The organism is Salegentibacter salegens, assembly GCF_900142975.1.
Classification (GTDB): Bacteria; Bacteroidota; Bacteroidia; order Flavobacteriales; family Flavobacteriaceae; genus Salegentibacter; species Salegentibacter salegens.
In genome coordinates this window covers 1,150,583-1,174,579 of sequence record NZ_LT670848.1, presented here as the reverse complement: position 1 = coordinate 1,174,579, position 23,997 = coordinate 1,150,583, and the positions used below count along the sequence as shown (strand labels likewise).

General features: G+C 37.3%; 24 protein-coding genes and 1 other RNA gene. 12 read left to right on the top strand and 13 right to left on the bottom strand.

Features of this window, described 5'->3' with window-relative positions:
- Positions 1-58: 58 nt before the first annotated feature.
- The 4 genes from B5488_RS05325 to B5488_RS05310 are packed head-to-tail and all read right to left on the bottom strand — an operon-like array spanning position 59 to position 5,169.
- Positions 59-1,888, bottom strand: coding sequence for an ABC transporter ATP-binding protein (locus tag B5488_RS05325; RefSeq protein ID WP_079734315.1), 1,830 nt, complete (start codon positions 1,886-1,888; stop codon positions 59-61).
- Positions 1,889-1,900: 12 nt separating this feature from the next.
- Positions 1,901-3,631: a phospho-sugar mutase gene (locus B5488_RS05320; RefSeq protein ID WP_079734314.1), complete on the bottom strand. Its 1,731-nt coding sequence runs from the start codon at positions 3,629-3,631 to the stop codon at positions 1,901-1,903.
- A 48-nt stretch (positions 3,632-3,679) separates the two neighbouring features.
- Positions 3,680-4,639 carry a glycosyltransferase family 2 protein gene (locus B5488_RS05315; protein WP_079734313.1) on the bottom strand — a complete coding sequence of 320 codons (960 nt, stop codon included), beginning with the start codon at positions 4,637-4,639 and terminating at the stop codon, positions 3,680-3,682.
- 11 nt (positions 4,640-4,650) lie between these two features.
- A complete protein-coding gene (locus B5488_RS05310; protein ID WP_079734312.1) occupies positions 4,651-5,169 on the bottom strand; it encodes a DUF4199 domain-containing protein in 519 nt (172 codons plus the stop codon).
- 147 nt (positions 5,170-5,316) lie between these two features.
- Between B5488_RS05310 and B5488_RS05305 the strand changes: the two genes are divergently transcribed.
- Positions 5,317-5,568, top strand: coding sequence for a type B 50S ribosomal protein L31 (locus tag B5488_RS05305; RefSeq protein WP_037314972.1), 252 nt, complete (start codon positions 5,317-5,319; stop codon positions 5,566-5,568).
- Between the two features lie 206 nt (positions 5,569-5,774).
- Positions 5,775-6,947: a GlmU family protein gene (locus tag B5488_RS05300; RefSeq protein WP_079734311.1), complete on the top strand. Its 1,173-nt coding sequence runs from the start codon at positions 5,775-5,777 to the stop codon at positions 6,945-6,947.
- 206 nt (positions 6,948-7,153) lie between these two features.
- On the opposite strand, the gene B5488_RS05295 is transcribed toward B5488_RS05300, so the two are convergent.
- A complete protein-coding gene (locus B5488_RS05295) occupies positions 7,154-8,848 on the bottom strand; it encodes a M23 family metallopeptidase (protein WP_079734310.1) in 1,695 nt (564 codons plus the stop codon).
- 184 nt (positions 8,849-9,032) lie between these two features.
- Between B5488_RS05295 and B5488_RS05290 the strand changes: the two genes are divergently transcribed.
- The 4 genes from B5488_RS05290 (at position 9,033) to rny (ending at position 11,408) form a co-directional block, all read left to right on the top strand.
- Positions 9,033-9,323, top strand: a complete 291-nt coding sequence (locus B5488_RS05290; RefSeq protein ID WP_079734309.1) for a hypothetical protein — start codon at positions 9,033-9,035, stop codon at positions 9,321-9,323.
- Between the two features lie 5 nt (positions 9,324-9,328).
- Complete coding sequence (locus B5488_RS05285) at positions 9,329-9,622, top strand: cell division protein ZapA (RefSeq protein WP_037314959.1); 294 nt, start codon at positions 9,329-9,331, stop codon at positions 9,620-9,622.
- Between the two features lie 52 nt (positions 9,623-9,674).
- A non-coding RNA gene (ssrS, locus tag B5488_RS05280) (6S RNA) lies at positions 9,675-9,795 on the top strand.
- Between the two features lie 50 nt (positions 9,796-9,845).
- A complete protein-coding gene (gene rny, locus B5488_RS05275; RefSeq protein WP_079734308.1) occupies positions 9,846-11,408 on the top strand; it encodes a ribonuclease Y in 1,563 nt (520 codons plus the stop codon).
- Positions 11,409-11,592: 184 nt separating this feature from the next.
- Here the strand turns inward: rny and B5488_RS05270 are convergent, their stop codons facing one another.
- Both B5488_RS05270 and xerD read right to left on the bottom strand, forming a co-directional pair.
- On the bottom strand, positions 11,593-12,555 hold the full coding sequence (locus tag B5488_RS05270; protein ID WP_079734307.1) for an aldo/keto reductase: 963 nt from the start codon (positions 12,553-12,555) through the stop codon (positions 11,593-11,595).
- Positions 12,556-12,681: 126 nt separating this feature from the next.
- Complete coding sequence (gene xerD, locus B5488_RS05265; RefSeq protein WP_079734306.1) at positions 12,682-13,578, bottom strand: site-specific tyrosine recombinase XerD; 897 nt, start codon at positions 13,576-13,578, stop codon at positions 12,682-12,684.
- A 116-nt stretch (positions 13,579-13,694) separates the two neighbouring features.
- Between xerD and B5488_RS05260 the strand changes: the two genes are divergently transcribed.
- From B5488_RS05260 to B5488_RS05245, 4 genes are all read left to right on the top strand, one after another.
- On the top strand, positions 13,695-14,300 hold the full coding sequence (locus B5488_RS05260) for a porin family protein (RefSeq protein ID WP_079736532.1): 606 nt from the start codon (positions 13,695-13,697) through the stop codon (positions 14,298-14,300).
- Positions 14,301-14,445: 145 nt separating this feature from the next.
- The gene (locus B5488_RS05255; protein WP_079734305.1) at positions 14,446-14,934 is read left to right on the top strand and encodes a hypothetical protein; all 489 of its coding nucleotides are present in this window, start codon (positions 14,446-14,448) and stop codon (positions 14,932-14,934) included.
- Between the two features lie 138 nt (positions 14,935-15,072).
- A complete protein-coding gene (gene aroQ / locus B5488_RS05250) occupies positions 15,073-15,495 on the top strand; it encodes a type II 3-dehydroquinate dehydratase (protein ID WP_079734304.1) in 423 nt (140 codons plus the stop codon).
- Positions 15,495-16,217 (top strand): Dph6-related ATP pyrophosphatase, encoded by a 723-nt coding sequence (locus B5488_RS05245; protein WP_079734303.1) that lies wholly within the window; start codon positions 15,495-15,497, stop codon positions 16,215-16,217. The genes aroQ and B5488_RS05245 overlap by 1 nt, the downstream gene beginning before the upstream one ends.
- A gap of 317 nt (positions 16,218-16,534) precedes the next feature.
- On the opposite strand, the gene lpdA is transcribed toward B5488_RS05245, so the two are convergent.
- The 5 genes from lpdA to B5488_RS05220 all read right to left on the bottom strand — a co-directional run bounded on the left by lpdA (position 16,535) and on the right by B5488_RS05220 (position 20,660).
- On the bottom strand, positions 16,535-17,926 hold the full coding sequence (gene lpdA / locus B5488_RS05240) for a dihydrolipoyl dehydrogenase (protein WP_079734302.1): 1,392 nt from the start codon (positions 17,924-17,926) through the stop codon (positions 16,535-16,537).
- A 232-nt stretch (positions 17,927-18,158) separates the two neighbouring features.
- Complete coding sequence (locus B5488_RS05235; protein WP_079736531.1) at positions 18,159-18,725, bottom strand: DUF2977 domain-containing protein; 567 nt, start codon at positions 18,723-18,725, stop codon at positions 18,159-18,161.
- 19 nt (positions 18,726-18,744) lie between these two features.
- Complete coding sequence (msrB, locus tag B5488_RS05230; protein ID WP_079734301.1) at positions 18,745-19,137, bottom strand: peptide-methionine (R)-S-oxide reductase MsrB; 393 nt, start codon at positions 19,135-19,137, stop codon at positions 18,745-18,747.
- Between the two features lie 69 nt (positions 19,138-19,206).
- A complete protein-coding gene (gene msrB, locus B5488_RS05225; RefSeq protein ID WP_079734300.1) occupies positions 19,207-19,701 on the bottom strand; it encodes a peptide-methionine (R)-S-oxide reductase MsrB in 495 nt (164 codons plus the stop codon).
- Between the two features lie 89 nt (positions 19,702-19,790).
- The gene (locus tag B5488_RS05220) at positions 19,791-20,660 is read right to left on the bottom strand and encodes an alpha/beta fold hydrolase (protein WP_079734299.1); all 870 of its coding nucleotides are present in this window, start codon (positions 20,658-20,660) and stop codon (positions 19,791-19,793) included.
- Between the two features lie 189 nt (positions 20,661-20,849).
- Between B5488_RS05220 and B5488_RS05215 the strand changes: the two genes are divergently transcribed.
- Together B5488_RS05215 and B5488_RS05210 are read left to right on the top strand one after the other, a co-directional pair.
- Positions 20,850-21,671 (top strand): M48 family metallopeptidase, encoded by an 822-nt coding sequence (locus B5488_RS05215; RefSeq protein ID WP_079734298.1) that lies wholly within the window; start codon positions 20,850-20,852, stop codon positions 21,669-21,671.
- 85 nt (positions 21,672-21,756) lie between these two features.
- Complete coding sequence (locus B5488_RS05210; RefSeq protein WP_079734297.1) at positions 21,757-23,079, top strand: MFS transporter; 1,323 nt, start codon at positions 21,757-21,759, stop codon at positions 23,077-23,079.
- A 164-nt stretch (positions 23,080-23,243) separates the two neighbouring features.
- Here the strand turns inward: B5488_RS05210 and B5488_RS05205 are convergent, their stop codons facing one another.
- Positions 23,244-23,978, bottom strand: a complete 735-nt coding sequence (locus B5488_RS05205) for a head GIN domain-containing protein (protein WP_079734296.1) — start codon at positions 23,976-23,978, stop codon at positions 23,244-23,246.
- Positions 23,979-23,997 lie beyond the last annotated feature (19 nt).

Below are 23,997 nucleotides of genomic sequence, written 5' to 3'. Positions count from 1 at the left end.
CTTAAATTGAAAAAAGCAAAGCTGTCTAAGATTTTCTTAGACAGCTTTTTTTTGTGACTTAATCAAAAGATTGCATTTCTACCAGCTTTTGATAGGTGCCTTTTTGGGCGAGTAATTCCAGGTGTTTACCCTGTTCTACAATTTCACCCCGGTGCAGTACAATTATCTTATCTGCATTCTGGATTGTGGAGAGTCTATGGGCAATAACTATAGAAGTCCTGTTTTTCATCATATTTTCCAGGGCTTTTTGCACTAGTTTTTCGCTTTCGGTGTCCAGGGCAGAGGTAGCTTCATCCAGAATCATAATTGGTGGATTTTTAAGTACCGCCCGAGCAATAGAAAGCCTTTGTTTTTGCCCACCACTTAATTTGTTGCCACTATCTCCAATATTTGTTTCTAAGCCTTTAGGCAGCTCTCTAACAAATTCCCAGGCATTAGCTACTTTTAGTGCTTCAATAATTTCTTCTTCGGAAGCATTATCCTTTCCTAACCCAATATTATTTTTAACCGTATCATTAAAAAGTATAGAATCCTGGGTGACAAGTCCCATTAAGTTTCTCAGCGATTTTTTGGTAATTCCTTTAATGTTATGCCCATCTAATTTAATATCACCTTCGTTAACATCGTAAAAACGGGTTATTAGGTTTGCGATGGTAGATTTCCCACTCCCAGATTGGCCCACAAGTGCCACCATTTTCCCTTTTTCTACCTGCATGGAAAAATTCTTGAGTACGTTTTCTTTTTCGTATCTAAAATTGATATTTTCAACTTCAATACTCTTCTCAAAACTCTCTTTTTTTATTGCATTTTTATCATCCTGGATTGTAGATTCGGTTTCCAGGATTTCCAGGATTCGCTCTGCACTGGCATTTCCTTTTTGTATGGAATAGGTAGCTTTTGAAATGGCTTTAGCAGGAGTTAATATATTATAAGTTAATACCAAAAACCCTATAAAAGTTGAGGCATCCATAGTATTATCTATCAAGACCATTCTTCCGCCAAACCAAAGAATTATTGTAATTACAACCACGCCCAAAAATTCACTCATTGGTGAAGCTAAATTCTGGCGATGTAAAAGGGTGTTTAAAATTTGGTTTAATCTGCCCGTACTATCGTAAAATTTCTTTTTAAATTTATCTTCAGCATTAAAACCTTTGATAATCTTTAGGCTGGAAAGAGACTCTTCAACAATAGTTAGAAAGTTTGCATTTTCCTGCTGTGCCTGGGTAGATTGTGATTTTAATTTTTTTCCAATTGAAGAAATTAGTAATCCTGAAAGCGGCAAAAATACCAGCACAAAAAGCGTTAGTTTAGGACTAAGCGCAATCATTGCAACCAGGGTGAAAATTAGGGTAAGTGGTTCTTTTACAAAAAGCTCCAGCATACTTAAGAATGAAGTCTGTATTTCCTGAACATCACTGGTGATCCTGGAAATAAAATCTCCTTTTCGTTTTTCAGAAAAAAAGGAAACCGGCAATTCTACAATTTTATCGTAGATGCGATTTCTAATATCCTTAAGCATCCCGTTTCTAAGGTTGGCAATAAAATATAAGGCCAGATAATTGAAAAAGTTTTTTAAAAAGAAAAGTACAATTACGGTGATACAAATGCTTACCAAAGCCGCCAGTTGGCCGTGTTCTTCTACCTGCTGATTCAAAAAGAAGTTAGAATAATCGTTAGCGTAATCTTTTAAGCCGCCAAATTCTCCATTCCAAACCGGCTTTGTGCTAATGGGATCTTCTTCCTGAAATAGCACCCTAAGCATTGGAATGAATGAAATAAACGCCAGGGTGCTAAAAAGCGCGTAGAAAATATTACTTATAATATTAAGGATTGCAAAACGTTTGTAGGGTTTTGCAAACTGAAGAATCTTCTTTAAATAGGTCATAGATTAGAGCGCTTAGCCCAGTTGTAATTCGTTTTTAATGCGCTTTATCTTTTCGGCCATTATAGCATTTTCAGCATTAAAGTTTTCAACTTTATCCAAATCTGAATTTACACTGATGTAAAACTTAATCTTTGGCTCTGTGCCACTTGGCCTGGCAGCGATTTTTGTCCCATTTTCGGTATAATAAATTAGTACGTTAGATTTTGGAATTTTAATCTCTTCTTCAATTTTATCCTGGAGGTTATTTGCTTTTGAAGTGTGATAATCTTCAATAAGCACTACTTTTTCACCATCAATTTCCTGCCACGGATTTTCCCTTAAATCAATTAGCATTTGCTTAATTTCTGCTTCCCCTTCAATACCTTTTTTTACTAACGAAATAAGTTCTTCACGGTAAAGACCGTATTGGGTATAAAGTTTTAAAAGTTGCTCGTAGAAAGAGCTTCCGTTTGCTTTCATTTGGGCAGCTATCTCGCAGGCGAGTAGGGTAGCGGTAGCCGCATCTTTATCACGCACAAAATCACCCACCATAAAACCAAAACTTTCTTCACCACCACCTACAAAATCAAGCGACGGATTATCTTTTATCAATTTAGCGATCCACTTAAATCCGGTTAAAACCTCGTGGTATTGAGCGCCAAAATCTTCGGTAATATTCTTAAGCATTGGTGTAGAAACAATGGTAGAAGCTACAAAAGAATTAGCTGATAATTTACCCTGTTTCTTATGTTGTTCAAGCAAAAACCAGGTCATAACCAACATCGTCTGGTTTCCGTTAAGTAGAATCATTTTTCCATTCAAATCACGAACAGCCACGCCAAGACGGTCGCCGTCTGGATCGGTGCCAATTACAATATCGGCATTTTTTTCTTCAGCCAGGTCCAGGGCCATTTTTAAGGCTTCCGGTTCTTCTGGATTTGGTGATTTTACCGTTGGGAAGTTTCCGTTAGGTTCTTTTTGCTCTTCAACCAGAAAAACATTTTTATAACCAGCTTTCTCCAGAATTTGCGGATTCGTCTTACAAGCCGTTCCGTGCAAAGAGGTGAAAACAATATTTAAATTATCTTTTGCCGAAGCAGAAGTATTAAAACTTCCATTTTCTACTGAAGCTTTTTGAAAAGCATCATCTACTTTTTTGTCTATACTATGAATTAATGCCGGCTGGGCTTTAAAATTAATTTCGTCATATTCCAGATTATTGATAATGTCTACAAGCTTGGTGTCCTGCGGCGGAACCAATTGGCCACCATCCTGCCAATATACTTTATAACCATTATATTCCGGCGGATTATGGCTTGCGGTCAATACGATCCCGGCGTGGCAATCAAGATATTTTAGAGCGAAAGAAAGCTCTGGGGTTGGCCTTAATTCTGAAAATAAATACACTTCAATCTCGTTAGCCGAAAATACTTCAGCCACCATTTGCGCTAATTCTTTGGAGTTATTTCTACAATCGTAAGCGATGGCAACTTTTATTTTTTCATCTTTAAACTCATCTTTCAGTAAATTTGAAAGTCCCTGGGTATTTTTTCCGAGGGTATATTTATTGATTCGGTTGGTGCCTATACCCATAATTCCGCGCATACCACCAGTTCCAAAAGCGGCATTCTTATAAAAAGATTCTTCCAGTTGAGCCGGATCGTTTTCTATAAGATGATTAATTTCTTTATGCGTATCTACATCAAATATATCGGTAAGCCAGGTTTTAGCCTTAGCCAGGATTTCTGGTTTATTTTTAGCCATAATTATAAGTTTAGAGAAACAAAAATAAGGATTAATGCCTTAATGGCATTATAAATTTGGCGTGGTTTTATTGATAAGGTAGCGTTCTTTTTCACGTTTAGAGCGTAAAATGAGCTCTCCAAGAAAACCGGCAAGAAATAATTGCGAACCTATAATCATTACCGCCAGCGCGATGTAAAACCAGGGGTTCGAAGTAACCAAAACGTTGGGAAGGCCGTGATAAAGTTTGTAAAGTTTGGAAATCCCGATCCATCCCGCAGATATAAAACCGAAAATAAACATTAGCACGCCCAAAGCACCAAAAAGGTGCATAGGCCTGCGCCCAAATTTAGAAAGAAACCAGATACTGATAAGATCCAGGAAGCCATTAATAAATCTTTCGGCACCAAATTTTGTTTTCCCGTATTTACGGGCCTGATGCTGTACTTCTTTCTCGGTAATTTTAGTGAAACCTGAATTTTTTGCTAACACCGGAATATAACGATGCATTTCGCCATAGACATCAATATTTTTTACTACTGCCTGTTTGTAAGCTTTAAGTCCGCAGTTAAAATCGTGAAGTTTTACACCAGAAGTTTTTCTCGCCGCAGCGTTAAAAATCTTTGAAGGGATATTTTTGGAAACTACAGAGTCGTAGCGTTTCTTTTTCCAGCCCGAAACCAGGTCGTAACCTTCTTCGGTAATCATTTTATAGAGTTCGGGAATTTCTTCGGGATTGTCTTGTAGATCGGCATCCATGGTAATGATCACATCGCCCTTAGCTCTAAGAAAGCCGGCGTGCAGTGCCTGGGATTTCCCGTAGTTTCTATTGAATTTGATTCCTTTAACTGCCTTGTCATTCTGAGTCAGGGCTTCAATAGTTTTCCAAGAATCATCGGTACTGCCGTCGTCAATAAAAATGATCTCGTGTGAAAAGGAATTGGATCGCATTACTTTTGCGATCCAATTATACAATTCAGTTAAAGATTGTTCTTCGTTTAAAAGAGGAATAACGACGGAAATTTGCATTCTTTATATTGCTATTGGTGTGCTGGATTTTCTCTTTTTAGAATTAAGCCTGTGATTAATGAAATAATAAAACCGAAAAACAAACTTCCCACTAAAGCCATTGTGGCAAAAAACCATGCGCTAGTGAACATTTTGGTCATTTCCAAACCTTGAGATTGTTGAGCTTCAGATAAGCCTTGTTCAGTCATTTGTAAAACAGCTTGATCATACATCATCTCTGAAAACTCAGGATATACAAAACTATAATGAATATATGAATAAATAGCTCCAATTACTCCACTTATTACTGCTACGGCTAATCCAACTTTTAGCGCTTCCTTGAGACTTAAAAAGCCGCTGTTATTTTGTTTGAATTTTTTTATCGCTAAGACAAAAACAATAATCGAAACAAGGGTATTTATTATTCCAACCGTCCAGTTATCTTGGGCAACGTTAAAAACATAAATAAGGACGAGAGCTAAAATAGAATAAATACCAAGTACTATTCCGTAAGGATAGGCAACCGATTTGACTGAAGTAGAATTTTCCATAATTTTAAGGTTGATTAGTTTACCGGTTAGTAAGCAAATATAGCAAAACGTTACATTGCATAAGAATTAAAAATAATTTTGTCTATTCCTTGTTTTTATAATTGAATTTCTTAAATTTGCACCTCGAAAATTAAAAGAAACAAAGCGATGAAGCAGGGAATCCATCCGGAAAATTATAGATTAGTAGCGTTTAAAGATATGTCTAACGAAGATGTATTCATTACTAAATCTACCGCGAACACTAAAGAAACTATTGAAGTAGAAGGTACAGAGTATCCACTTATCAAGTTGGAGATCTCAAGAACTTCTCACCCATACTACACCGGGCAAACCAAATTGGTTGATAGCGCCGGGCGTATTGACAAGTTTAAAAACAAGTACAAGAAATTCAAGAAATAAGTTTTTTGTTATATATAATTACAAAAGTCGTCTTTTTTAAGGCGACTTTTTTTGTGTGTAAATTTGAGGGTTACTTAAGAGGAAGATTAAAAAAGACTTAAATATGAAAGAAGTGAATTATTAATTGACTTCATTTTATAACTTAAAACCTGGTAAACTTGCGTCAAGTGAGTTTATTTGTATTTTTGAACCCTAAATTTGTGCGGATGAATTATATATTATTTGACGGTTCTGCCAGGAACCGCTTACTCCCATTTACCTTTACACGGCCAGTTGCCGATATTAGAGTTGGAATTCTTACAATTCGGGAAAAATGGGAATTACTTTTAAAATCTACCACTTCTACAGTTACTGAAGATTATTTAGCCGAAAAATGGCCCATGGTAGAGTTCGAAGAAAATGTAATGATAAATGCTTCTTTTCTTCCAAATCCTGAATTTTTAAATCAAATAAAAAACCTAAAACCTAACCAGGCAATTTTTCATCAGGAAGATATTGTTGCTTTCCACGCTTACGAAGATCAGGAAGTAGCTTTAGATGAATATGAGCAAATAGAATTGGCTGAAGAGGTTATTCAAATAAATAACTCCTGGGATATTTTTTCCAAAAATGGCGAAGCTATAGAAGCCGATTTTGAGATTATAACCAAAGACAGAAAATCCCAGCCCATTCACGAATCTAATTATGTAAAAAATCCCGAAAAGATTTTTCTTGAAGAGGGAGCTGAAGTCGAAAATTGTTCATTAAATGCCTCCAGCGGCTCAATATACATTGGAAAAGATGCAAAAGTTTTGGAAGGCAGCCTTATAAAAGGGGCCTTTGCGGTTTGCGAAGGTGCTTTAGTAAAGATGGGCGCTAAAATTTACGGTCCAACTACTCTAGGCCCCGGTTGCCGCGGTGGTGGCGAGATAAATAATGCGGTGCTTTTCGCTAATTCCAATAAAGGTCACGATGGCTATTTAGGAAATTCGGTTTTAGGGGAATGGTGTAATCTTGGTGCCGATACCAATAATTCTAATCTAAAGAATAATTATGCTGAAGTGCGCATCTGGGATTACGAAACTGAAGGTTTTGCTAAAACCGGATTGCAATTTTGCGGCTTGATGATGGGTGACCATAGTAAATGCGGAATAAACACCATGTTTAATACCGGGACGGTAGTTGGCGTAAGTGCAAATATTTTTGGAGCAGGATTTCCACGGAATTTTGTACCCAGCTTCAGTTGGGGTGGCAGCGCGGGAATGACGGTTTACAAAACTCAAAAAGCTTTTGAAGTTGCTGAAATTGTAATGAACCGTCGAAACATAGAATTTTCAGAAGTCGATAAAAAGATTTTAGAGCACGTTTTTGAGGAAACTAGCAAGTGGAGGAGAGGTTAGTTTGTTAAAACATTACTTTCCAAAAAATTATTAATAAAGGCTACCTGAAATATCTAATTTTCGTCAAGCTGAACTTGTTTCAGCTTCTAATATGTTGCAAATTGAAACAACTTAGATCCTGAAATAAATTCAGGATGACGAACTGAACTAAAGATATTTCAGATAGCCTTTTATTTTCTTTCATTAAAAACTTATTACTTCTGTTTTTAAGAATCCTTCCTAAAAAACGTAGCTTCATAAGTATTGCTATTCCCCACATTATCGGTTACAATTATTTTTAGCTCATTTTCGGTTTCAGTGACTACGCCATCGCTAAAATCGTGGGTTAGCGTATTATTTTTGTACTCATATTCCATCAGGATAAATTTTCCGTTTACCGTAGCCCGGTAACTTTTAATCCCTGAGAGATCATCACTAATTTTCACCTGTAAATTGTTATTGCTTGAGATCCACTGGCCATCGTTAAAATTCGTAGGCCATATTTTTGGAGGGGTAACATCTGAAGCTAGCGTGTATTCCCCAAAAGTTCTTGTACCAGTGGTGAAACGGTTTGCTTTTTTATAAGTTGAAGAATAATTAGGCCTATTTCCATAGCCTAACCTGGCGATAAAAAGTTTTTCTTTTTCTTCAGCCGAATATCCGCTTACATCAAATCCTATAGTGATATTTTTATGAAGCGGGGTGTGGTCTTGATGAACTTTCACTTTGTCTTCTCCAAATTCAATATCTAAATAGGTGTCACTATAAAGACTTCCCTTGGGGATATAAACGTCCATTCCATTAGCTTCAGCAGCGAAGGGCTGATTCGCCTGCGCGAAATAATCGGTTTTATCTTCTTTTTTAGGCGGAATATCGTTGCGTTGCATTCCCTGGATAGGAACTCTTATCACGCGCTGGTTCCCGGCAAAGTCGCTCACTTTTATTGTGTAATTGTAATTAAGGCTATCTTGAATATGAAGTTCTCCTTTGTTCACTACATCTTCATAAAGGCTTAGTGGATTTCCGTTTTCAACAAAAAGCTTTTGAATGCGTTTTCTGTTTTTACTGTAGTATTCATAATCTATAAGTTGATTTAAATGGCGGGTTTCAGCAAAAGAAAAACGCTTAAAGGGTAAGGTTAATATGCGATCACCATTTAGCTCAGCTTCAATTTGATAGACTCCGTTTCGGTTAGGTGCCCCGTCTTGCTGATCTACAGATGAAACGCCGAAGCCAATATTTCCACAAGCATCTATTTCGCTTGCAATATAGGTTCCGTCCTCGAGGGGTGTAAGGTTAATTTTTTGTCGCTCTCTTGAGTTATTTACGTGTGCCTCGGCATCTAAAGGATAAGCATATAAGCCATCTATTATTGGGGCGCGATTATCGTCAATATTTATTCCGAAGAGTTTTGGATTCATTGGTCGCTGGCTGCCATCTCTAATTTCAAAATGCAGGTGAGGGCCACCGCTGCCACCGGTATTTCCGCTAAATGCTAAAAGCTCATTTGCTTCTACCTGTAATTCTCCAGCTTCCGGAAAAAGTTCTATTTCATAAGTTTCATTAGCGTATTGTCGCTTTTTTACATAAGCTTCAATTCCAGGAGAAAATTCTTTTAAATGGGCATAAACTGTAGTGTAGCCGTTAGGGTGCTGCACATAAAGCGCTTTTCCGTAGCCATAATGCTGAATATTGATTCGGCTAACATATCCTTTTGCTGAGGCGACAACACTTAATCCCTGTCGTTGCTGGGTTTTAATATCTAACCCACTGTGAAAATGATTAGAACGCAGTTCTCCAAAAGTGCCTGAAAGAACAAGGGGAACTTCAAGTGGTTTCTGAAAATAATCTTTTGGGAGCTGCGCCTGGGCGAGGATTGCAGTGCTAGCGAATAAAAGAATAACAGCTAAAATAGATTTCATATAAATATTTTATTTGGAGTATTACCGGGCGGTAAAGTTAATTAAAGTTTAACCAAAAATTAAAGCCTTAGTGCTTAGAAACTTAGCAATAGTCCTGCCGATTTTTAAAAATAGACGAAAAAACAATTGGCATATTAGAGCGCGAATGTTAACTTTGTGGGGATAAGCATTACATTTGGCTTTTATGAGTGAATTGACAGACATCGTTGATAGCCTTGAAAATAGGATTAGTAAACTGCTTCATAAGTACGAAAATTTAAAGCAGAATCACCGTTCTTTAGAGGAAGAAATGACAACTGTTAAAGAAGAAAATCAAAGATTAGTCCAAAAACTGGAAGGTTCTAATCTGGAAGTTCAAAACCTCAAAGCCGCCAATGCAATGCTGGGCAGTACCGAATTCAAAACAGAGACCAAGCTTAAATTAAATAGCTTAATTAGGGAAATTGATCAATGTATCGTTCAATTATCTGAATAATAAATATGGCCGATAAACTAAAAATAAAACTTTCTATTGCAGATCGTGTGTATCCTTTAACTATTAATCCACAACAGGAAGAAGGTTTACGCAAGGCGGCGAAGAAAATTGAGGCTATGATCAAGCAATTTGAGCAAAGTTATGCCGTAAGGGATAAGCAAGATGTATTGGCGATGTGCGCCTTGCAGTTTGCTGCCCAAACCGAGCAGAAAGATATAGATAGATCTACCGATACGCTTAAAGCAGAAGATAAACTTAAATCGCTTAATGATTTACTGCAGAAGCACTTGGTGTCATAAACGTTCTTTAAATAAATAAAGGTTACTGCCTGTATTAGTGATATTTTGATAAACTCAACAAAGATTCTTTAAAAAGGGTGAGTCTAAGTTGTAAAAGCGCGCCGCTCCCGATTAGTCGGGATGAGCGGATTCTTGATCAGCTTGTTAGCCCTAAACTTGTTTTTAAGGAGTTTAATCCAAAAACCTATCTAATACAGGCTTTTTTTATACATAAATTTTAAATATGGAGATATTATTAAATATAGTTATAGGGGTTATTGGGGCAGCAATAGGGTTTGCCATTGCGAAGTTTTTGGAGCGAAAAAGAGCTTCACAAACCATTAAAAACGCCAAAAAAACTGCGACTAACATTCTTAAAGAAGCAAAATCTGAAGGAGAAAGTATCAAGAAAGACAAGATACTTCAGGCTAAAGAAAAATTCATCGAATTAAAATCGGAACACGAGAAGGTAATTCTTAACCGTGATAAAAAGATGAATGATGCCGAAAAACGCATTAGGGATAAAGAATCACAGGTTTCGGGAGAACTTTCTAAGAATAAAAAGCTCAATAAAGAGTATGAAGAAAAATTAGATGATTATAACCAACGTGTAGCGTATCTTGAAAAGAAACAGGAAGAAATTGATAAACTTCGCAACAGCCAGATTCAGCAATTAGAAGTGATCTCTGGCCTTTCTGCCGATGAAGCCAAGGCTCAACTTTCTGAAGCACTTAAAGACAGCGCAAGGACAGATGCTATGGCGTTAATTCAGGATACTATAGAAGAGGCTAAACTAACTGCACAGCAGGAAGCGAAGAAAATTATTATTACTACCATTCAGCGAATAGGAACTGAAGAAGCTGTAGAAAATTGCGTTTCGGTATTTAACCTGGAAAGCGACGATGTAAAAGGTAGAATTATTGGCCGTGAAGGTAGAAATATTAGAGCTTTAGAAGCCGCTACCGGTGTGGAAATCATTGTAGATGATACGCCTGAAGCTATTATTCTTTCCTGTTTCGATTCGGTTAGAAGGGAAGTAGCTCGTTTATCGCTGCATAAATTGGTTACCGATGGAAGAATTCACCCGGCCAGAATTGAAGAAGTAGTTAAGAAAACCCGTAAACAAATTGACGAGGAAATTATAGATATTGGTAAGCGTACCGTAATTGATTTAGGAATCCACGGTTTAAACCCCGAACTAATTAAATTGGTAGGCCGAATGAAATACCGTTCTTCTTACGGTCAAAACCTGTTACAACACTCCAGGGAAGTTGCTAAACTTTGTGGTGTGATGGCCTCAGAGCTTGGTATAAACCCTAAGCTGGCTAAACGTGCCGGATTACTCCATGATATTGGTAAAGTGCCGGAAACCGAGACTGAGACTCCTCACGCTATTCTTGGAATGCAATGGGCAGAGAAGCACGGGGAAAAACCAGAAGTTTGTAACGCTATTGGTGCTCACCACGACGAGATCGAGATGAATTCTTTACTATCTCCTATTGTACAGGTTTGTGATGCGATTAGTGGAGCGAGACCGGGTGCAAGAAGACAGGTACTCGATTCTTATATTCAACGTTTAAAAGATCTTGAAGAGATCGCCTTTGGATTTGGTGGAGTGAAGAAAGCTTATGCTATCCAGGCGGGACGTGAACTACGAGTTATTGTGGAAAGCGAGAAAGTAAACGATGAAAAAGCTTCAAATCTTTCGTTTGAAATTTCACAAAAGATCCAAACCGATATGACTTATCCGGGGCAGGTTAAAGTAACCGTAATTCGCGAAACAAGAGCGGTAAATATTGCTAAGTAACCTAATAAGTCAAAGAGGAAGTAATTAAATAAAAAATGCCTTAGAAATTTTCTAAGGCATTTTTTATGTATTATATAAAAAACTTGTCACTCTAAACATGTTTCAGAATCTAAGTTATTAGACCCTGAAACAAGTTCAGGGGGACGGTGCGAAAATTCTCAGCACCCTTTTTGTTCTTCACTAATTAAGCTTTATAATCGTCGTCATCATAGATGTTCTCGTAAGAGTTTCCTTTGGTAACAAAAAACTCTCCGGTGACATATCTAAAATGATCGTCTAATTCGGCGATTTTTTGAAGATCTGATTCATCTAAATTTACACCTGTACTTTGAAGGTTTTCTATAATACGTTCTTCATTTGTAGATTTAGGAATTACTGCGGTTCCTCGCATTTCGCTCCATTTTATTAAAACCTGTCCTGCACTGGCACCGTGTTTTTTCGCAATCTTTTTAATTACAGGATTTTCTAATAAAGAAGGTTCATTTTTTGCCTTCATCCCATCAGGGCGGTCGCCGCTTCCAAGTGGAGAAAATCCTGTGACATGAATGTTATGACTGCTACAAAATTCCAGTAGCTCATTTTGTTGTAAATAAGGATGTAATTCTACCTGGTTCATTTCTGGATAATCAGAAGTTTCTTCCATTAATTCTTCAAGTTTCATACTGCTAAAATTAGAAACCCCAACGTGCTTTACCAGACCTTGTTTTTTCGCTTCCAGCATCATATTCCAGGTTTCAATTATTGGCGCTTCTTCTAATGATAAATATTCGTCATCATTCTGAGGAAAATCTACCTCGGGCTTAAAAGCCACCGGCCAGTGAATTAGATACAGGTCTAGATAATCTAACTGCAGGTCTTTTAATGTCTTTTTTAATGCAGGGATTACATCTTCTTGTTTATGAGCATTGTTCCATAATTTAGAGGTTATCCAAACTTCGTCACGTTTTATTTTTCCTTCAGCAAAAACTTCAGAAAAAGCCTCACCTACGGCATCTTCATTTCCATAAGTTGCAGCGCAATCAATATGCTTGTAGCCATTATTTAAGGCGATTTTAACCGCTTTCTTTACTTCATCTTTTCCAGATTTCCAGGTACCTAATCCTATGGCCGGCATTTCATCGCCGTTCTTAAATTTTAATGTTTTCATTTGTGTATTGTTTTTAAGGAAACCAGGTTTCCGTAGCAATTTTTAAAAATATTATTCAGCTTGAAATTACTAATAAATAAGGGCTTTTAGAAGATTTTAGCAGGGTTTAACCCAAATTTAATAGCACTAACGTCGTGGGTGAAATTGCTCCATTACTTCCCGTAGATGTTTGCGGTCTACGTGCATATACACTTCGGTAGTGGTAATGCTTTCGTGACCTAACATTTGCTGAATAGCTCTTAAATCGGCCCCATTTTCTAATAAATGGGTAGCGAAAGAATGCCGAAAGGTATGCGGACTTATCTTTTTCTGAATTCCGGCTTTTTCTGCCAGGCGTTTAATAATGGTAAAAATCATTGCCCGGGTGAGCTGGTTTCCCCTTCGATTTAGAAATAAAGTATCAGAAAATTCTTTATTGATCTTTTGATGAATTCTAACTTCATCTTTATAAATATTAATAAACTTCTGTGTATAAGCTGAAACAGGTACAAAACGCTGCTTATTACCTTTTCCGGTTACTTTTATAAAGCCTTCTTTAAAGAAAAGATCAGAGATTTTTAGCTCGGTAAGTTCACTAACCCGCAAGCCGCAGCCATATAAAGTTTCCAGGATAGCCCGGTTGCGTTCGCCTTCAGCTTTGCCAAGATCCACGCTTGCAATAAGAAGATCAATTTCTTCCGTAGAAATGGTATCGGGCAATTTTCTGCCAATTTTGGGAGATTCGATAAGATCTAAAGGATTGTCTTTACGGTAATCTTCAAAAACCAGGTAATTAAAAAATCCGCGTAAACCAGAAATTATTCTCGATTGTGAACGGGCATTCACATCCCTGGCGATTTCATAAATAAATTGCTGTAAAATTTCTTCGGAAATTTGAATAGGGGACACCTCGATATTTTTAACGCTTAAGAAGTTGATAAGTTTCACAACATCCAACCTGTAATTGGTGATGGAGTTATCTGAGAGTCCACGTTCTATGCGAAGATAGTTACAATAATCCTGTAGGGCTGAGGTCCATTTCATACGTTAAAGATATAAACAATTTAGCCTAATCTTAGTAATACTTTAGGCTTGGATAACATTTTATTAAGAAGCCTGTTCCTACATTTGTTCTTGTAATACTAACAAAAATGAAAGTAATGAAAAAGTCGATTTTAATTGCAGTAATTGCCGTATTAGGTTTTACATCTGCAGCAAGCGCACAGGAATTTGTTTATTTTGGAGCCAAAGGTGGTGTGAATTTCACCAATATGTCTTCAGACGGTTTTGAGGATGAAAAAAGCAGAACAGGATTCCACTTAGGTCTACTTTCTGAAATTCCTTTAAGCGAACGTTTTTCACTTCAACCAGAGGTGCTTTATGCAACTCAGGGACTTGAAGCCGATAGAACTTTTGCCGGTCAAACAGTGAACGGGGAATATCAACTGGATTATATTCAGGTGCCGGTTTTAGCTAAAATCTATTTAATAGAAGGACTTTCTATTGAAGCAGGACCATCATTTAATTTTCTTGTAGAAGAGGAGTATGATTTTGAGAGTGATTTTGGCGATACTGAATTTGATACTGAAGCCGGAAGTACTTTTGAATTTGGTGGAGCCATTGGTGCTTCTTATAAATTCAATAATGGATTTTTTGTATCTGCCAGATATACTCAAGGATTTACCGATGTATTTGATAGCGACAACTGGGATGATGATGCCATAAAAAATAATGGAATCCAGGCAGGTATCGGACTAATGTTTTAAGCCAGCATATTAACACCTATGTATGGAAAGCGGGAACTTAAAGGTTCCCGCTTTTTTTATACTTGAAATCCTGTAATTCGTTACTATGGTTTGTACTAATTGCGGCTTACAATAACTTTACGTAAGTAACCAAAAATGTATAATTATGAAACGATTAGTACTTATTATGTGTTTTGCTTTCTTGGGAACCTATGCTATGCAGGCACAAAGTGGATTAAGAATTGTTGCAAATATTGGCTTACCCGTTGGTGATATTGAAGAAGTTAGTAATTTCCAGGCCGGTGCAGATTTAGCTTATATGGTTGGCGTTGCAGATATGCTATATGTTGGTCCTAAAATTGGATATACTCGCTTTTTCATGGACGAAGACGATATTGGAGGCTTTGAGGTAGACGACCCTGCCTTTCTACCTATTTCAGCTTCAGGTCGCGTAAGTCTGGCAAGAGGCTTTTTCTTTGGGACCGATCTTGGCTATGCCGTAGGTTTAAATGATGGCAACGATGGTGGCTTTTATTACCGCCCACAAGTAGGTTATAATTTCGGTAAAATTGGACTTGTAGGTTCTTACACCGGGATTAGTGTAGATGGTGGTAGCTTCGGCTCCATAAACCTGGGACTTGAATTCGGATTATAGTTTTAATTAACCAACCAATTACCCTTCGGAAGAATTGGAACTCGTTAAACCGATATTCCTTTTTTCTGAAGGGTTTTTTATGCTACAGCTGTAGCTAATTTTTTACCTTTACGGGTATAACAAGCTAAGCGGTAGAAAATGAAAATAATGATTATTAACGGGCCCAATCTAAACCTTCTGGGAACCCGTGAACCCGATACCTACGGAAATAAAAGTTTTGAAACCTATTTTTCTGAACTTCAGTTTAAATTTCAAAAAACCGAACTTTCTTATTATCAAAGTAATGTAGAAGGGGAACTTATTAATCAACTTCACGAAGCCGATAAGGAATTTGACGGTATTGTTTTAAACGCCGCGGCTTACACACACACCTCAATTGGATTGGCAGATGCCGTAAAAGGTATAAAAACGCCTGTAGTAGAAGTGCATATTTCAAACACACATTCGCGAGAGGAATTTAGGCATAAATCGTATATAGCACCTAATGCTAAAGGGGTAATTCTTGGTTTTGGACTTATGGGTTATGATTTGGCAATTCAAAGTTTTTTAAATGAAAAATGATGAAAAAGGCTTACATAAACTGGAGTAGTGGAAAAGACGCTGCATTGGCGCTATATAAAGTTCAGCAGGATAGCGAGTATTCGGTAGAGAAATTAGTCACAACCGTAAATACCGAATTTAACCGAATCTCCATGCACGGTGTGAGAATAGAATTGCTTCAGAAACAAGCTGAGCATTTAGATTTGCCGCTACATCAAATAAAATTACACGGGGAAATTTCGATGGAGGAGTATAATGAGGTGATGGAAATAGAAACCAAAAGCTTATTAAATCAAGGTTTTACCCATAGCATTTTTGGGGATATTTTTTTGGAAGATTTGAAAACTTATCGCGAGAATCAATTGCAGGAAGTAGGCTTAAAAGCTGTTTTTCCGCTTTGGAATCAAAATACAACAGAATTATTAGAAGAATTTATTGAAAGCGGATTTAAAGCGATTGTAGTTTGTGTAAATACCGATAAACTCGATAAATCATTCTGCGGAAGACTTATTGACCAAAGTTTTTTAAACGATCTCTCCGAAAATGTAGATCCCTGCGGAGAAAATGGAGAATTTCACACCTTCGTTTTTGACGGACCAATTTTCAAGAAACCAATTGATTTTAAAATAGGGGAGATGGTAGAGAAATCTTATAAACCTGAAGAATTAGATGATAATTGCTTTACAGATGATCAAAAATCCTGGGATACCAGTTTTGTGTACTGTGATTTATTGTGGGAGTAAAATTTTTATTCAGGGAAAAGATTACAAAGAAAATGTAGATTAGATCAATATCAAACTACTGTTTCTCGAAAGGTCTTTATAGCCGTGCCGTCATCTTGAATTTATTTCAGAGCTTGCTCCGAATTTTTTTCGGAGATCTAATATGTTGAAATTTGAACATGATGGAATCCCGTAGAAAATTCGGGATAAAGTCTGAAACATCCCGAAGCGTCGGGACAGCTTGACGAAACAATGATTTTAATGAGAGACCGTTTATAAACAAAAAATCCCCGAAGCCTTAACGCTTCGGGGATTTTGATTTTTAAATTATGTGCTTCTTAAATATGAATTACTTCATCATAAGCAGCAGCAACGGCTTCCATCACAGCCTCACTCATTGTTGGGTGAGGGTGTACTGTTTTTAGTACTTCGTGGCCTGTAGTTTCCAGTTTACGTCCAAGAACCGCTTCAGCGATCATATCGGTAACGCCGGCGCCAATCATATGGCAACCTAACCATTCGCCGTATTTTGCATCAAAGATCACTTTTACAAATCCTTCAGACTTTCCTGCAGCTTTTGCTTTCCCTGAAGCAGAGAATGGGAATTTCCCAACTTTAAGTTCATATCCTGCTTCTTTGGCTTGCTTTTCAGTCATTCCTACCGATGCAATTTCAGGAGTGGCATAAGTACAACCGGGGATGTTTCCGTAATCTAATGGTTCTACATCCATTCCTTTAATTTTTTCTACACAAAGTATTCCTTCTGCAGAAGCAACGTGTGCCAGCGCCGGACCGTGTACAACATCTCCAATGGCATAAATTCCGTCAACATTGGTTTTATAGAAATCGTCTACAACAATTTTATCTTTATCGGTCTTGATCTTTAGATCTTCAAGACCTATATTTTCAATATTGGTTTTGATACCAACGGCTGAAAGTACAATATCGGCCTCCAGAGTTTCTTCGCCTTTTTTGGTCTTCACCTTAGCTTTTACAGTTTTACCTGAAGTATCTACACTTTCTACTGAAGCATTGGTCATTACCTTAATTCCGGCTTTTTTAATGCTACGCTCAAATTGCTTGGAAATTTCTTCATCTTCCAAAGGCACAACATTCGGTAAAAATTCTACTACAGTAACATCGGTTCCCATAGCATTGTAAAAATGAGCAAACTCAACGCCAATGGCGCCAGATCCAACCACAATCATAGATTTCGGTTGTTTTTCTAAAGTCATTGCTTCTCGATAACCAATTACTTTTTTACCATCCTGTTTAAGGTTTGGCAATTCCCGAGAACGAGCGCCTGTTGCAATGATAATATTATCGGCCTGGTATTCTTTTGTTTTGTCATCCTTATCGGTAACAACAATTTTTTTACCAGACTTTAGTTTTCCGAAGCCTTCAATTACGTCAATTTTGTTCTTTTTCATTAAGAACTGAACACCTTTGCTCATTCCACCCGCTACATCGCGGCTACGTTTAATCACTTTTGAAAAATCTTTATCGGCTTTTTCCAGGCTTAATCCGTAATCTTCGGCGTGTTTCAGGTAATCAAAAACCTCTGCACTCTTTAAAAGTGCTTTGGTTGGGATACACCCCCAGTTTAAACAAACACCCCCAAGGCTTTCTTTTTCCACAATAGCGGTTTTGAATCCTAACTGTGAAGCTCTAATTGCGGTTACGTAACCTCCTGGGCCACTACCTAAAACAATGATATCGTATTTACTCATATTCGGAAATTTTTATTAGGCTTAATAAATCAAATCTCGCTTAGCGAGTGAAGTTGCGAATTTAAGGAATAATCGCTTAAACTGAAAAGTTTTCGTAAGGAGTATAACAGCTATATTAAAGGTAAAGATTTTGAAATCAATTTACATTGTGCTGTTTTTTATGAATGAAAAAAAAGACCTCACAGGTTTTAAAACCTGTGAGGTCTAATAAAAACATAATATAAATGAAGGATTATTTATTCGCTTCCACTTTTTTTACATCACTTTCTTTTAAATCAAGTGCATTCATTACAGAATGAATGCTTGAACTATCAAAATTCGCACTTTCATAAAAATTAGCAGGAATAATTGCTATTCTAAATATTTGATCTGTAGTGAAATCGTCACTTAGTCCGCCTATATCATAATTTCCATCAATAAAAATTTCAGTATCTACAAAAGTATGGTTAAAAACATATTGTATGGTTCCCTCTTCAGTGAAGAAATTCTGCGGTAACATGCTCCATTCATCTACATCGCTACCGTCATCTAATTGTCCTATAGCATCCAGGCGGTAAATTAAAACTACGTCTGTTTCAAGAACTTTAACATCAGTAAAGTCGCTAAAGGCTAAAAGATCAGTAGTCCATAAATTAGCTTCCTCGTCATAGAAAAAGTTTGAATTAATTTCAAATATCGTTGCAGATGCAGCATCCAGACCGTCTTCGCCTGGAGGACCTTGCGGACCGCGTTCGCCATCATCTGAACAGGATGTAAATAAAAAAGCGGTCATAAATAAAATTGAAAATAGTTTTTTCATAATCATAGGTGTTAGTTTGTTATTTATTAAAATTAATACTGGCCGAGTTTACGCAATAGCGTTGGCCGGTATCTGTAGGTCCATCATCAAAAACGTGGCCAAGATGGCCACCGCAGTTAGCACATAGAATTTCAGTCCTTATCATACCAAAGGTTTTATCCTGTATATATTCTACTTTTCCTTCTATGGCTTTATCAAAACTAGGCCAACCGCAGCCGCTTTCAAACTTGGCTTCGCTGTCAAAAAGTTTTTCGCCACAACCGGCGCAAAAATACTCACCATCTTCAAAATGCACATTGTATTTTCCTGTGTGTGGCGCTTCAGTTCCTTTCTCTCTCAATACCCGAAATTGTTCTTCAGAAAGCTGTTCTTTCCATTTGGTTTCAGGCTTTTCTATACTGTATTTTTTCATATTTATTCTTTTGTCATTTCCGTGTAGACGGAAATCTCTTCAACGTTCTCTTTCTGATACTGCTAAAATCTATTTTTCATCTGCTTTAAAATTCATCGCAATCCCATTAATACAATGTCTTTTGCCGGTAGTTTCTTTAGGACCGTCTTCAAAAACGTGGCCTAAATGCCCACCGCAACGGGCACAGTGTACTTCATTTCTTTGGTAGCCTATTTTAGAGTCGGTGCCATAAGCAACTCCATCTTTAATAGGGCGATCAAAACTTGGCCAACCTGTACCGCTCATAAATTTATGTTCGGTTTTATAAAGTTCATTTCCGCAGGCAGCGCAAACAAAGGTTCCAGGTTCTTTGATGTCGTTTAACGGACTCGAAAAAGAAGGTTCGGTAGCGGCTTTTCGCAAAACCCTATATTCAGCATCGGTTAATTCTGCTTTCCATTCTTTGTCGGTCTTGGAAACTTCAAATTCCTCTTGTTTTTGCTGGTCTTTTTCCTGGTCTTTTTGTGCATTGCCCTGGCAGCTCATCATAAAAACTGCGAGCAAAATTGGTATTATCTTTTTCATTGCTTTTCAAAATTTTACCGGCCTCTTTTTGCGAGAAAAATCAGCCATTTAAATACCCGGATGGGTTTTTTATTTTAAAAGTACAAAGATTATACCGCGATGAACGTTGTGATTTTGTTAATTACCTTAGAATCGCCTAATATGCGGCGGTGTCCCAATCCTTTTGTAATATAAAGTTCGCTATTTTCTAATGCTTCGTGAATATCGTAGGCTGAAGAGATTTCCACATCTACATCATTTTCATCGTGAATTACCAGGGTAGGTGTTTTTACTTCTTTAGCTGAGACCGCCCCGGAATAGCTATCCATATCAATATCAAATTTTTTATCGAAGTGGGCTTTCATCTTATCAGCTACCTTGCGGTTCATTTTAAGGTTTCGCGCAAATTCACGGGTTATATGGGTAATACTGTTGGCTGTCCCTATAATTACCAGTTTTTTGGTATTCAAACCTTCTTTTACAGCTCTTAGAGTGGTCATTCCACCAAGGGAATGACCAATAATAGCCTCAAATGGACCATATTTTTCGTCTAAAAACTGAACAGAATCTATAAAATCCAGCATCATACTTTTTTTACCGGGAGCTTTACCGTGGGCGGGAGCATCAAAACTAATGGTACTATAACCTTGAGCCTTTAAAGCTTCAGCTATTTTGGCTAATTGTGTTCCGCGACCGCTCCAGCCGTGAACCAATAAAATTTTCTTTTTGCTTTTACCAAATTCATATACCACAATCTCACGGCCTGTTTTCAGAATTTTGGCCCGATATTGTTTAGAATGTTCATCCATATTTTTTTCTCTTTCGGGCAATTTATACTTAAAGGGTGTTAAGAAAAGTTGCCCAGCAAACCTACTGGCCACAAATGGAGAAAGTTTAGAAAGTATGTTACCTGTATATCTAATATAATTTGGTACAAGTAATCTTTGTACCGGGATTTGATCTTTTTGTTGTTTATTCATCTTTAATTTTGGGTAATTAAGCCGCAATTTACATATTTCCTAAATGCCAAACCATAGAAGAAATGGCTATCTCTGGGCCAATTCTTTTTGTGGTATCATTTTTGGAATCTGTAAACTGTTAAATGATGCTTAAAGCGATAAATAAGCATTAAAGGCTTTTGTAATTTTAACAAAACTAAACCAAAACATATGAAACTTAAAAAGACAATTAGTGTGATTGCTGTTTTACTGCTCGTGGTAGCATGTAAAACCAATCCCTTTACCGGAGAAAAGAATTTAAATTTTGTCTCTAACGATCAGTTGTTTCCTGCTTCTTTTCAGCAATACGATCAATTTTTGTCTGAAAATGAAGTGGTGACGGGAACTGCAGAGGCACAAATGATTAAGCGAACAGGTAATAAAATTGAAACCGCCGCTGAAAGATATCTAAATGCCAATGGTTATCAAGGTTTTTTAGAAGATTTTAAATGGGAATATAACCTGGTAAAAGACGATGCAGTAAACGCATTTGCAATGCCCGGCGGAAAAATAGTTTTCTTTACCGGAATTTTACCGGTAGCTGAGACTGAAACCGGTGTAGCCGTAGTTATGGCCCACGAGATAGCCCACGCCCTTGCCGATCACGGTGCACAAAGAATGAGTGCCGCACAATTACAACAACTTGGTGCCGTTGCCGGTTCTGTAGCCGTAAGTGGAAGAAGCCAGGAAACTCAACAAATTTTTGCACAAGCCTATGGATTGGGAACGCAATTGGGAGTAATGTTACCTTTTAGCCGTAGCCACGAGACCGAGGCCGATAGAATTGGGTTGACCTTAATGGCGATAGCCGGTTACGATCCCTACGAAGCGGCCGATTTATGGAGAAGAATGGCTGCACAAAGTGATGGCCAGTCTCCACCGGAGTTTTTAAGTACTCACCCCGCTAACGAGACCAGGATTAATAACCTGCAAAAATGGGCGCCTGAAGCCGAAGCCGAAGCTAAGAAATACGGTGTAACAAGTTTTCAATAGTATATAACATATAATTTATATTAAAAAGCTGTCTTTTAAGGCAGCTTTTTCTATTTTAGGGCTTCTTAAAAAATAGTTGTTGTAAATGAATAAACTTCCCAGGGGGCATAAAAAATTATTACATGCCTGGGCTTTTTATGACTGGGCGAACTCGGTTTACAGTCTTGTAATTTCTTCTGCTATTTTTCCTATTTTCTATGGTGCACTTACTATTGTAAAAGATGAAGACGGTACCATCCTAAACGATACAGTAGATTTCTTCGGAATAAGTTTTAATAACGACTCTTTAATAAGTTATGTAACTGCAGCAGCATTTCTGGTAGTTTCTATTCTGAGCCCCTTTTTATCGGGAATTGCCGATTATGTAGGAAATAAGAAGAGTTTTTTAAAGTTTTTCTGCTATTTAGGTGCGCTTTCCTGTATAGGGCTTTTTTGGTTTAGTTTGGAGCACCTATGGCTTGGGCTCTTGTGTTATTTTCTGGCACTTATAGGTTTTTGGGCGAGTTTGGTTTTTTATAATTCCTATTTGCCAGATATCGCTTTTCCCAATCAGCAGGATAAAGTTAGCGCAAAAGGTTTTTCCCTGGGGTACATTGGAAGTGTGATTCTACTGGTTATTTGTCTCCTTATGATTCTTAATTATGAAACTTTTGGTTTTGAAAGTGAAGCTTTACCAACACGTTTGTCTTTTGTTTTAACCGGAGTTTGGTGGATTGGTTTTAGTCAATATACCTATATCTATTTACCAAAAGGAAATAAAAAAGCCGCTTTTACTAAAAATGTGCTGTTTAACGGCTTTAGAGAACTTCGAGGAATTTGGATCACCCTGAAACACAATATTCAATTAAAGCGATATTTAGCTGCATTTTTTGTTTATAGTATGGCGGTACAAACTATTATGCTTGTAGCAACATACTTTGGAATAGAGGAACTTGAATGGGGAGAACAGGACGCAACAACAGGATTAATTATTAGTATCTTATTAATTCAATTAGTTGCTGTAGTTGGTGCAACCTTAACTTCCAGACTGGCGCTAAAATTCGGAAATATTAAAATCCTTATTTTCATAAACTTAATTTGGATAGCCATTTGTGGGTATGCCTTTTTTATAGTGAGTCCCCAACAGTTTTATGTGGCAGCTGCTTCGGTAGGTTTGGTAATGGGCGGCATTCAGTCTCTTTCCCGATCTACTTATTCTAAAATGCTTCCTGAAAATGCTATTGATACCGCGAGTTATTTCAGTTTTTATGATGTAGCCGAAAAAATAGGAATTGTAATAGGAATGTTTCTGTATGGAATTGTGGCTCAAATTACCGGAAGCGTTAGAAATTCAATCTTATTTTTAGTGATATTTTTTATTGCCGGGGTAATCTTACTGTTGCGGGTTCCCATAAAAAGAACAGTTTGAAAAGGCTTCTCATTGTCAATTTGTCCCAAATACTAACATTTGTTTCAGATTCTAAATTATTACAATCTAGATCCTGAAATTAATTCAGGATGACGCTTTTAAGAAACTTTTCAAACCGTTTTTCAATTTTTCCTCTCCATTTTTATTATTGTGAGCTTTCTCTATTAATTGGAGGAAATTGAACCTGATCCCGAGGTTTTAAAATCCTGAGTTTCGGGGTTTCCTTTATATTTTATATCTCCTGAGCCCATTACTTTAGCCTTCAATTTTTTATTTGCTGAAATTTGAATATCTCCAGATCCCATTACGGTTGCTTCAACATTCTCTGCTCTTAGATTAAAAGCTTTAAAATCTCCCGAGCCGGTTACTTTACAATCAAAATTCCGGGCTTTTCCCGTTAACTGAATATCTCCCGAGCCAGTTACTGCACCTTCCAGATTTTCAACTTCCAGGTCTAATTTAATATCACCAGAGCCGGTAAGCTTAGTGCTGAAGTTTCTCGCATTAATGGTAGAAGAATTCCAAAGATCGCCAGAGCCGGTTACTTCAACCGCATCTAAATCTTTAAAAGGCACCGTTACTTTTATGCCTTTATTTCTGGAAGGTCTTAAATTATAACCTTTTTCTACTGAAATTTTTAAAGTACCACCGCTTACTTCAGTAGTAATATATTCCTGGAGGTTACTTTCAGCCTCTACGGTTAACTTTCCCTCGATGCCCGAAACCAGTTCCACATCCATAGAACCTACCAGGGAAATTTCGTCGTAATCGCCGGTATTCCTTTTTTCTGAAGTCATTTTGCCATTCCCTTTCACGGTTTCGTTACTGCCCCACCATTGCGCCTGAACTGGTGTTGACGCAATAAATAATACTGCTAAAATTAAGATTAGTTTTTTCATGTTTTAAGTTTAATGATTG

Excerpts from the sequence above, each read along its gene's own strand:
- B5488_RS05325 (WP_079734315.1), bottom strand. The coding sequence starts at position 1,888 with ATGACCTATTTAAAGAAGATTCTTCAGTTTGCAAAACCCTACAAACGT.
- B5488_RS05320 (WP_079734314.1), bottom strand. The coding sequence starts at position 3,631 with ATGGCTAAAAATAAACCAGAAATCCTGGCTAAGGCTAAAACCTGGCTT.
- B5488_RS05315 (WP_079734313.1), bottom strand. The coding sequence starts at position 4,639 with ATGCAAATTTCCGTCGTTATTCCTCTTTTAAACGAAGAACAATCTTTA.
- B5488_RS05310 (WP_079734312.1), bottom strand. The coding sequence starts at position 5,169 with ATGGAAAATTCTACTTCAGTCAAATCGGTTGCCTATCCTTACGGAATA.
- B5488_RS05305 (WP_037314972.1), top strand. The coding sequence starts at position 5,317 with ATGAAGCAGGGAATCCATCCGGAAAATTATAGATTAGTAGCGTTTAAA.
- B5488_RS05300 (WP_079734311.1), top strand. The coding sequence starts at position 5,775 with ATGAATTATATATTATTTGACGGTTCTGCCAGGAACCGCTTACTCCCA.
- B5488_RS05295 (WP_079734310.1), bottom strand. The coding sequence starts at position 8,848 with ATGAAATCTATTTTAGCTGTTATTCTTTTATTCGCTAGCACTGCAATC.
- B5488_RS05290 (WP_079734309.1), top strand. The coding sequence starts at position 9,033 with ATGAGTGAATTGACAGACATCGTTGATAGCCTTGAAAATAGGATTAGT.
- B5488_RS05285 (WP_037314959.1), top strand. The coding sequence starts at position 9,329 with ATGGCCGATAAACTAAAAATAAAACTTTCTATTGCAGATCGTGTGTAT.
- rny (WP_079734308.1), top strand. The coding sequence starts at position 9,846 with ATGGAGATATTATTAAATATAGTTATAGGGGTTATTGGGGCAGCAATA.
- B5488_RS05270 (WP_079734307.1), bottom strand. The coding sequence starts at position 12,555 with ATGAAAACATTAAAATTTAAGAACGGCGATGAAATGCCGGCCATAGGA.
- xerD (WP_079734306.1), bottom strand. The coding sequence starts at position 13,578 with ATGAAATGGACCTCAGCCCTACAGGATTATTGTAACTATCTTCGCATA.
- B5488_RS05260 (WP_079736532.1), top strand. The coding sequence starts at position 13,695 with ATGAAAAAGTCGATTTTAATTGCAGTAATTGCCGTATTAGGTTTTACA.
- B5488_RS05255 (WP_079734305.1), top strand. The coding sequence starts at position 14,446 with ATGAAACGATTAGTACTTATTATGTGTTTTGCTTTCTTGGGAACCTAT.
- aroQ (WP_079734304.1), top strand. The coding sequence starts at position 15,073 with ATGAAAATAATGATTATTAACGGGCCCAATCTAAACCTTCTGGGAACC.
- B5488_RS05245 (WP_079734303.1), top strand. The coding sequence starts at position 15,495 with ATGAAAAAGGCTTACATAAACTGGAGTAGTGGAAAAGACGCTGCATTG.
- lpdA (WP_079734302.1), bottom strand. The coding sequence starts at position 17,926 with ATGAGTAAATACGATATCATTGTTTTAGGTAGTGGCCCAGGAGGTTAC.
- B5488_RS05235 (WP_079736531.1), bottom strand. The coding sequence starts at position 18,725 with ATGAAAAAACTATTTTCAATTTTATTTATGACCGCTTTTTTATTTACA.
- msrB (WP_079734301.1), bottom strand. The coding sequence starts at position 19,137 with ATGAAAAAATACAGTATAGAAAAGCCTGAAACCAAATGGAAAGAACAG.
- msrB (WP_079734300.1), bottom strand. The coding sequence starts at position 19,701 with ATGAAAAAGATAATACCAATTTTGCTCGCAGTTTTTATGATGAGCTGC.
- B5488_RS05220 (WP_079734299.1), bottom strand. The coding sequence starts at position 20,660 with ATGAATAAACAACAAAAAGATCAAATCCCGGTACAAAGATTACTTGTA.
- B5488_RS05215 (WP_079734298.1), top strand. The coding sequence starts at position 20,850 with ATGAAACTTAAAAAGACAATTAGTGTGATTGCTGTTTTACTGCTCGTG.
- B5488_RS05210 (WP_079734297.1), top strand. The coding sequence starts at position 21,757 with ATGAATAAACTTCCCAGGGGGCATAAAAAATTATTACATGCCTGGGCT.
- B5488_RS05205 (WP_079734296.1), bottom strand. The coding sequence starts at position 23,978 with ATGAAAAAACTAATCTTAATTTTAGCAGTATTATTTATTGCGTCAACA.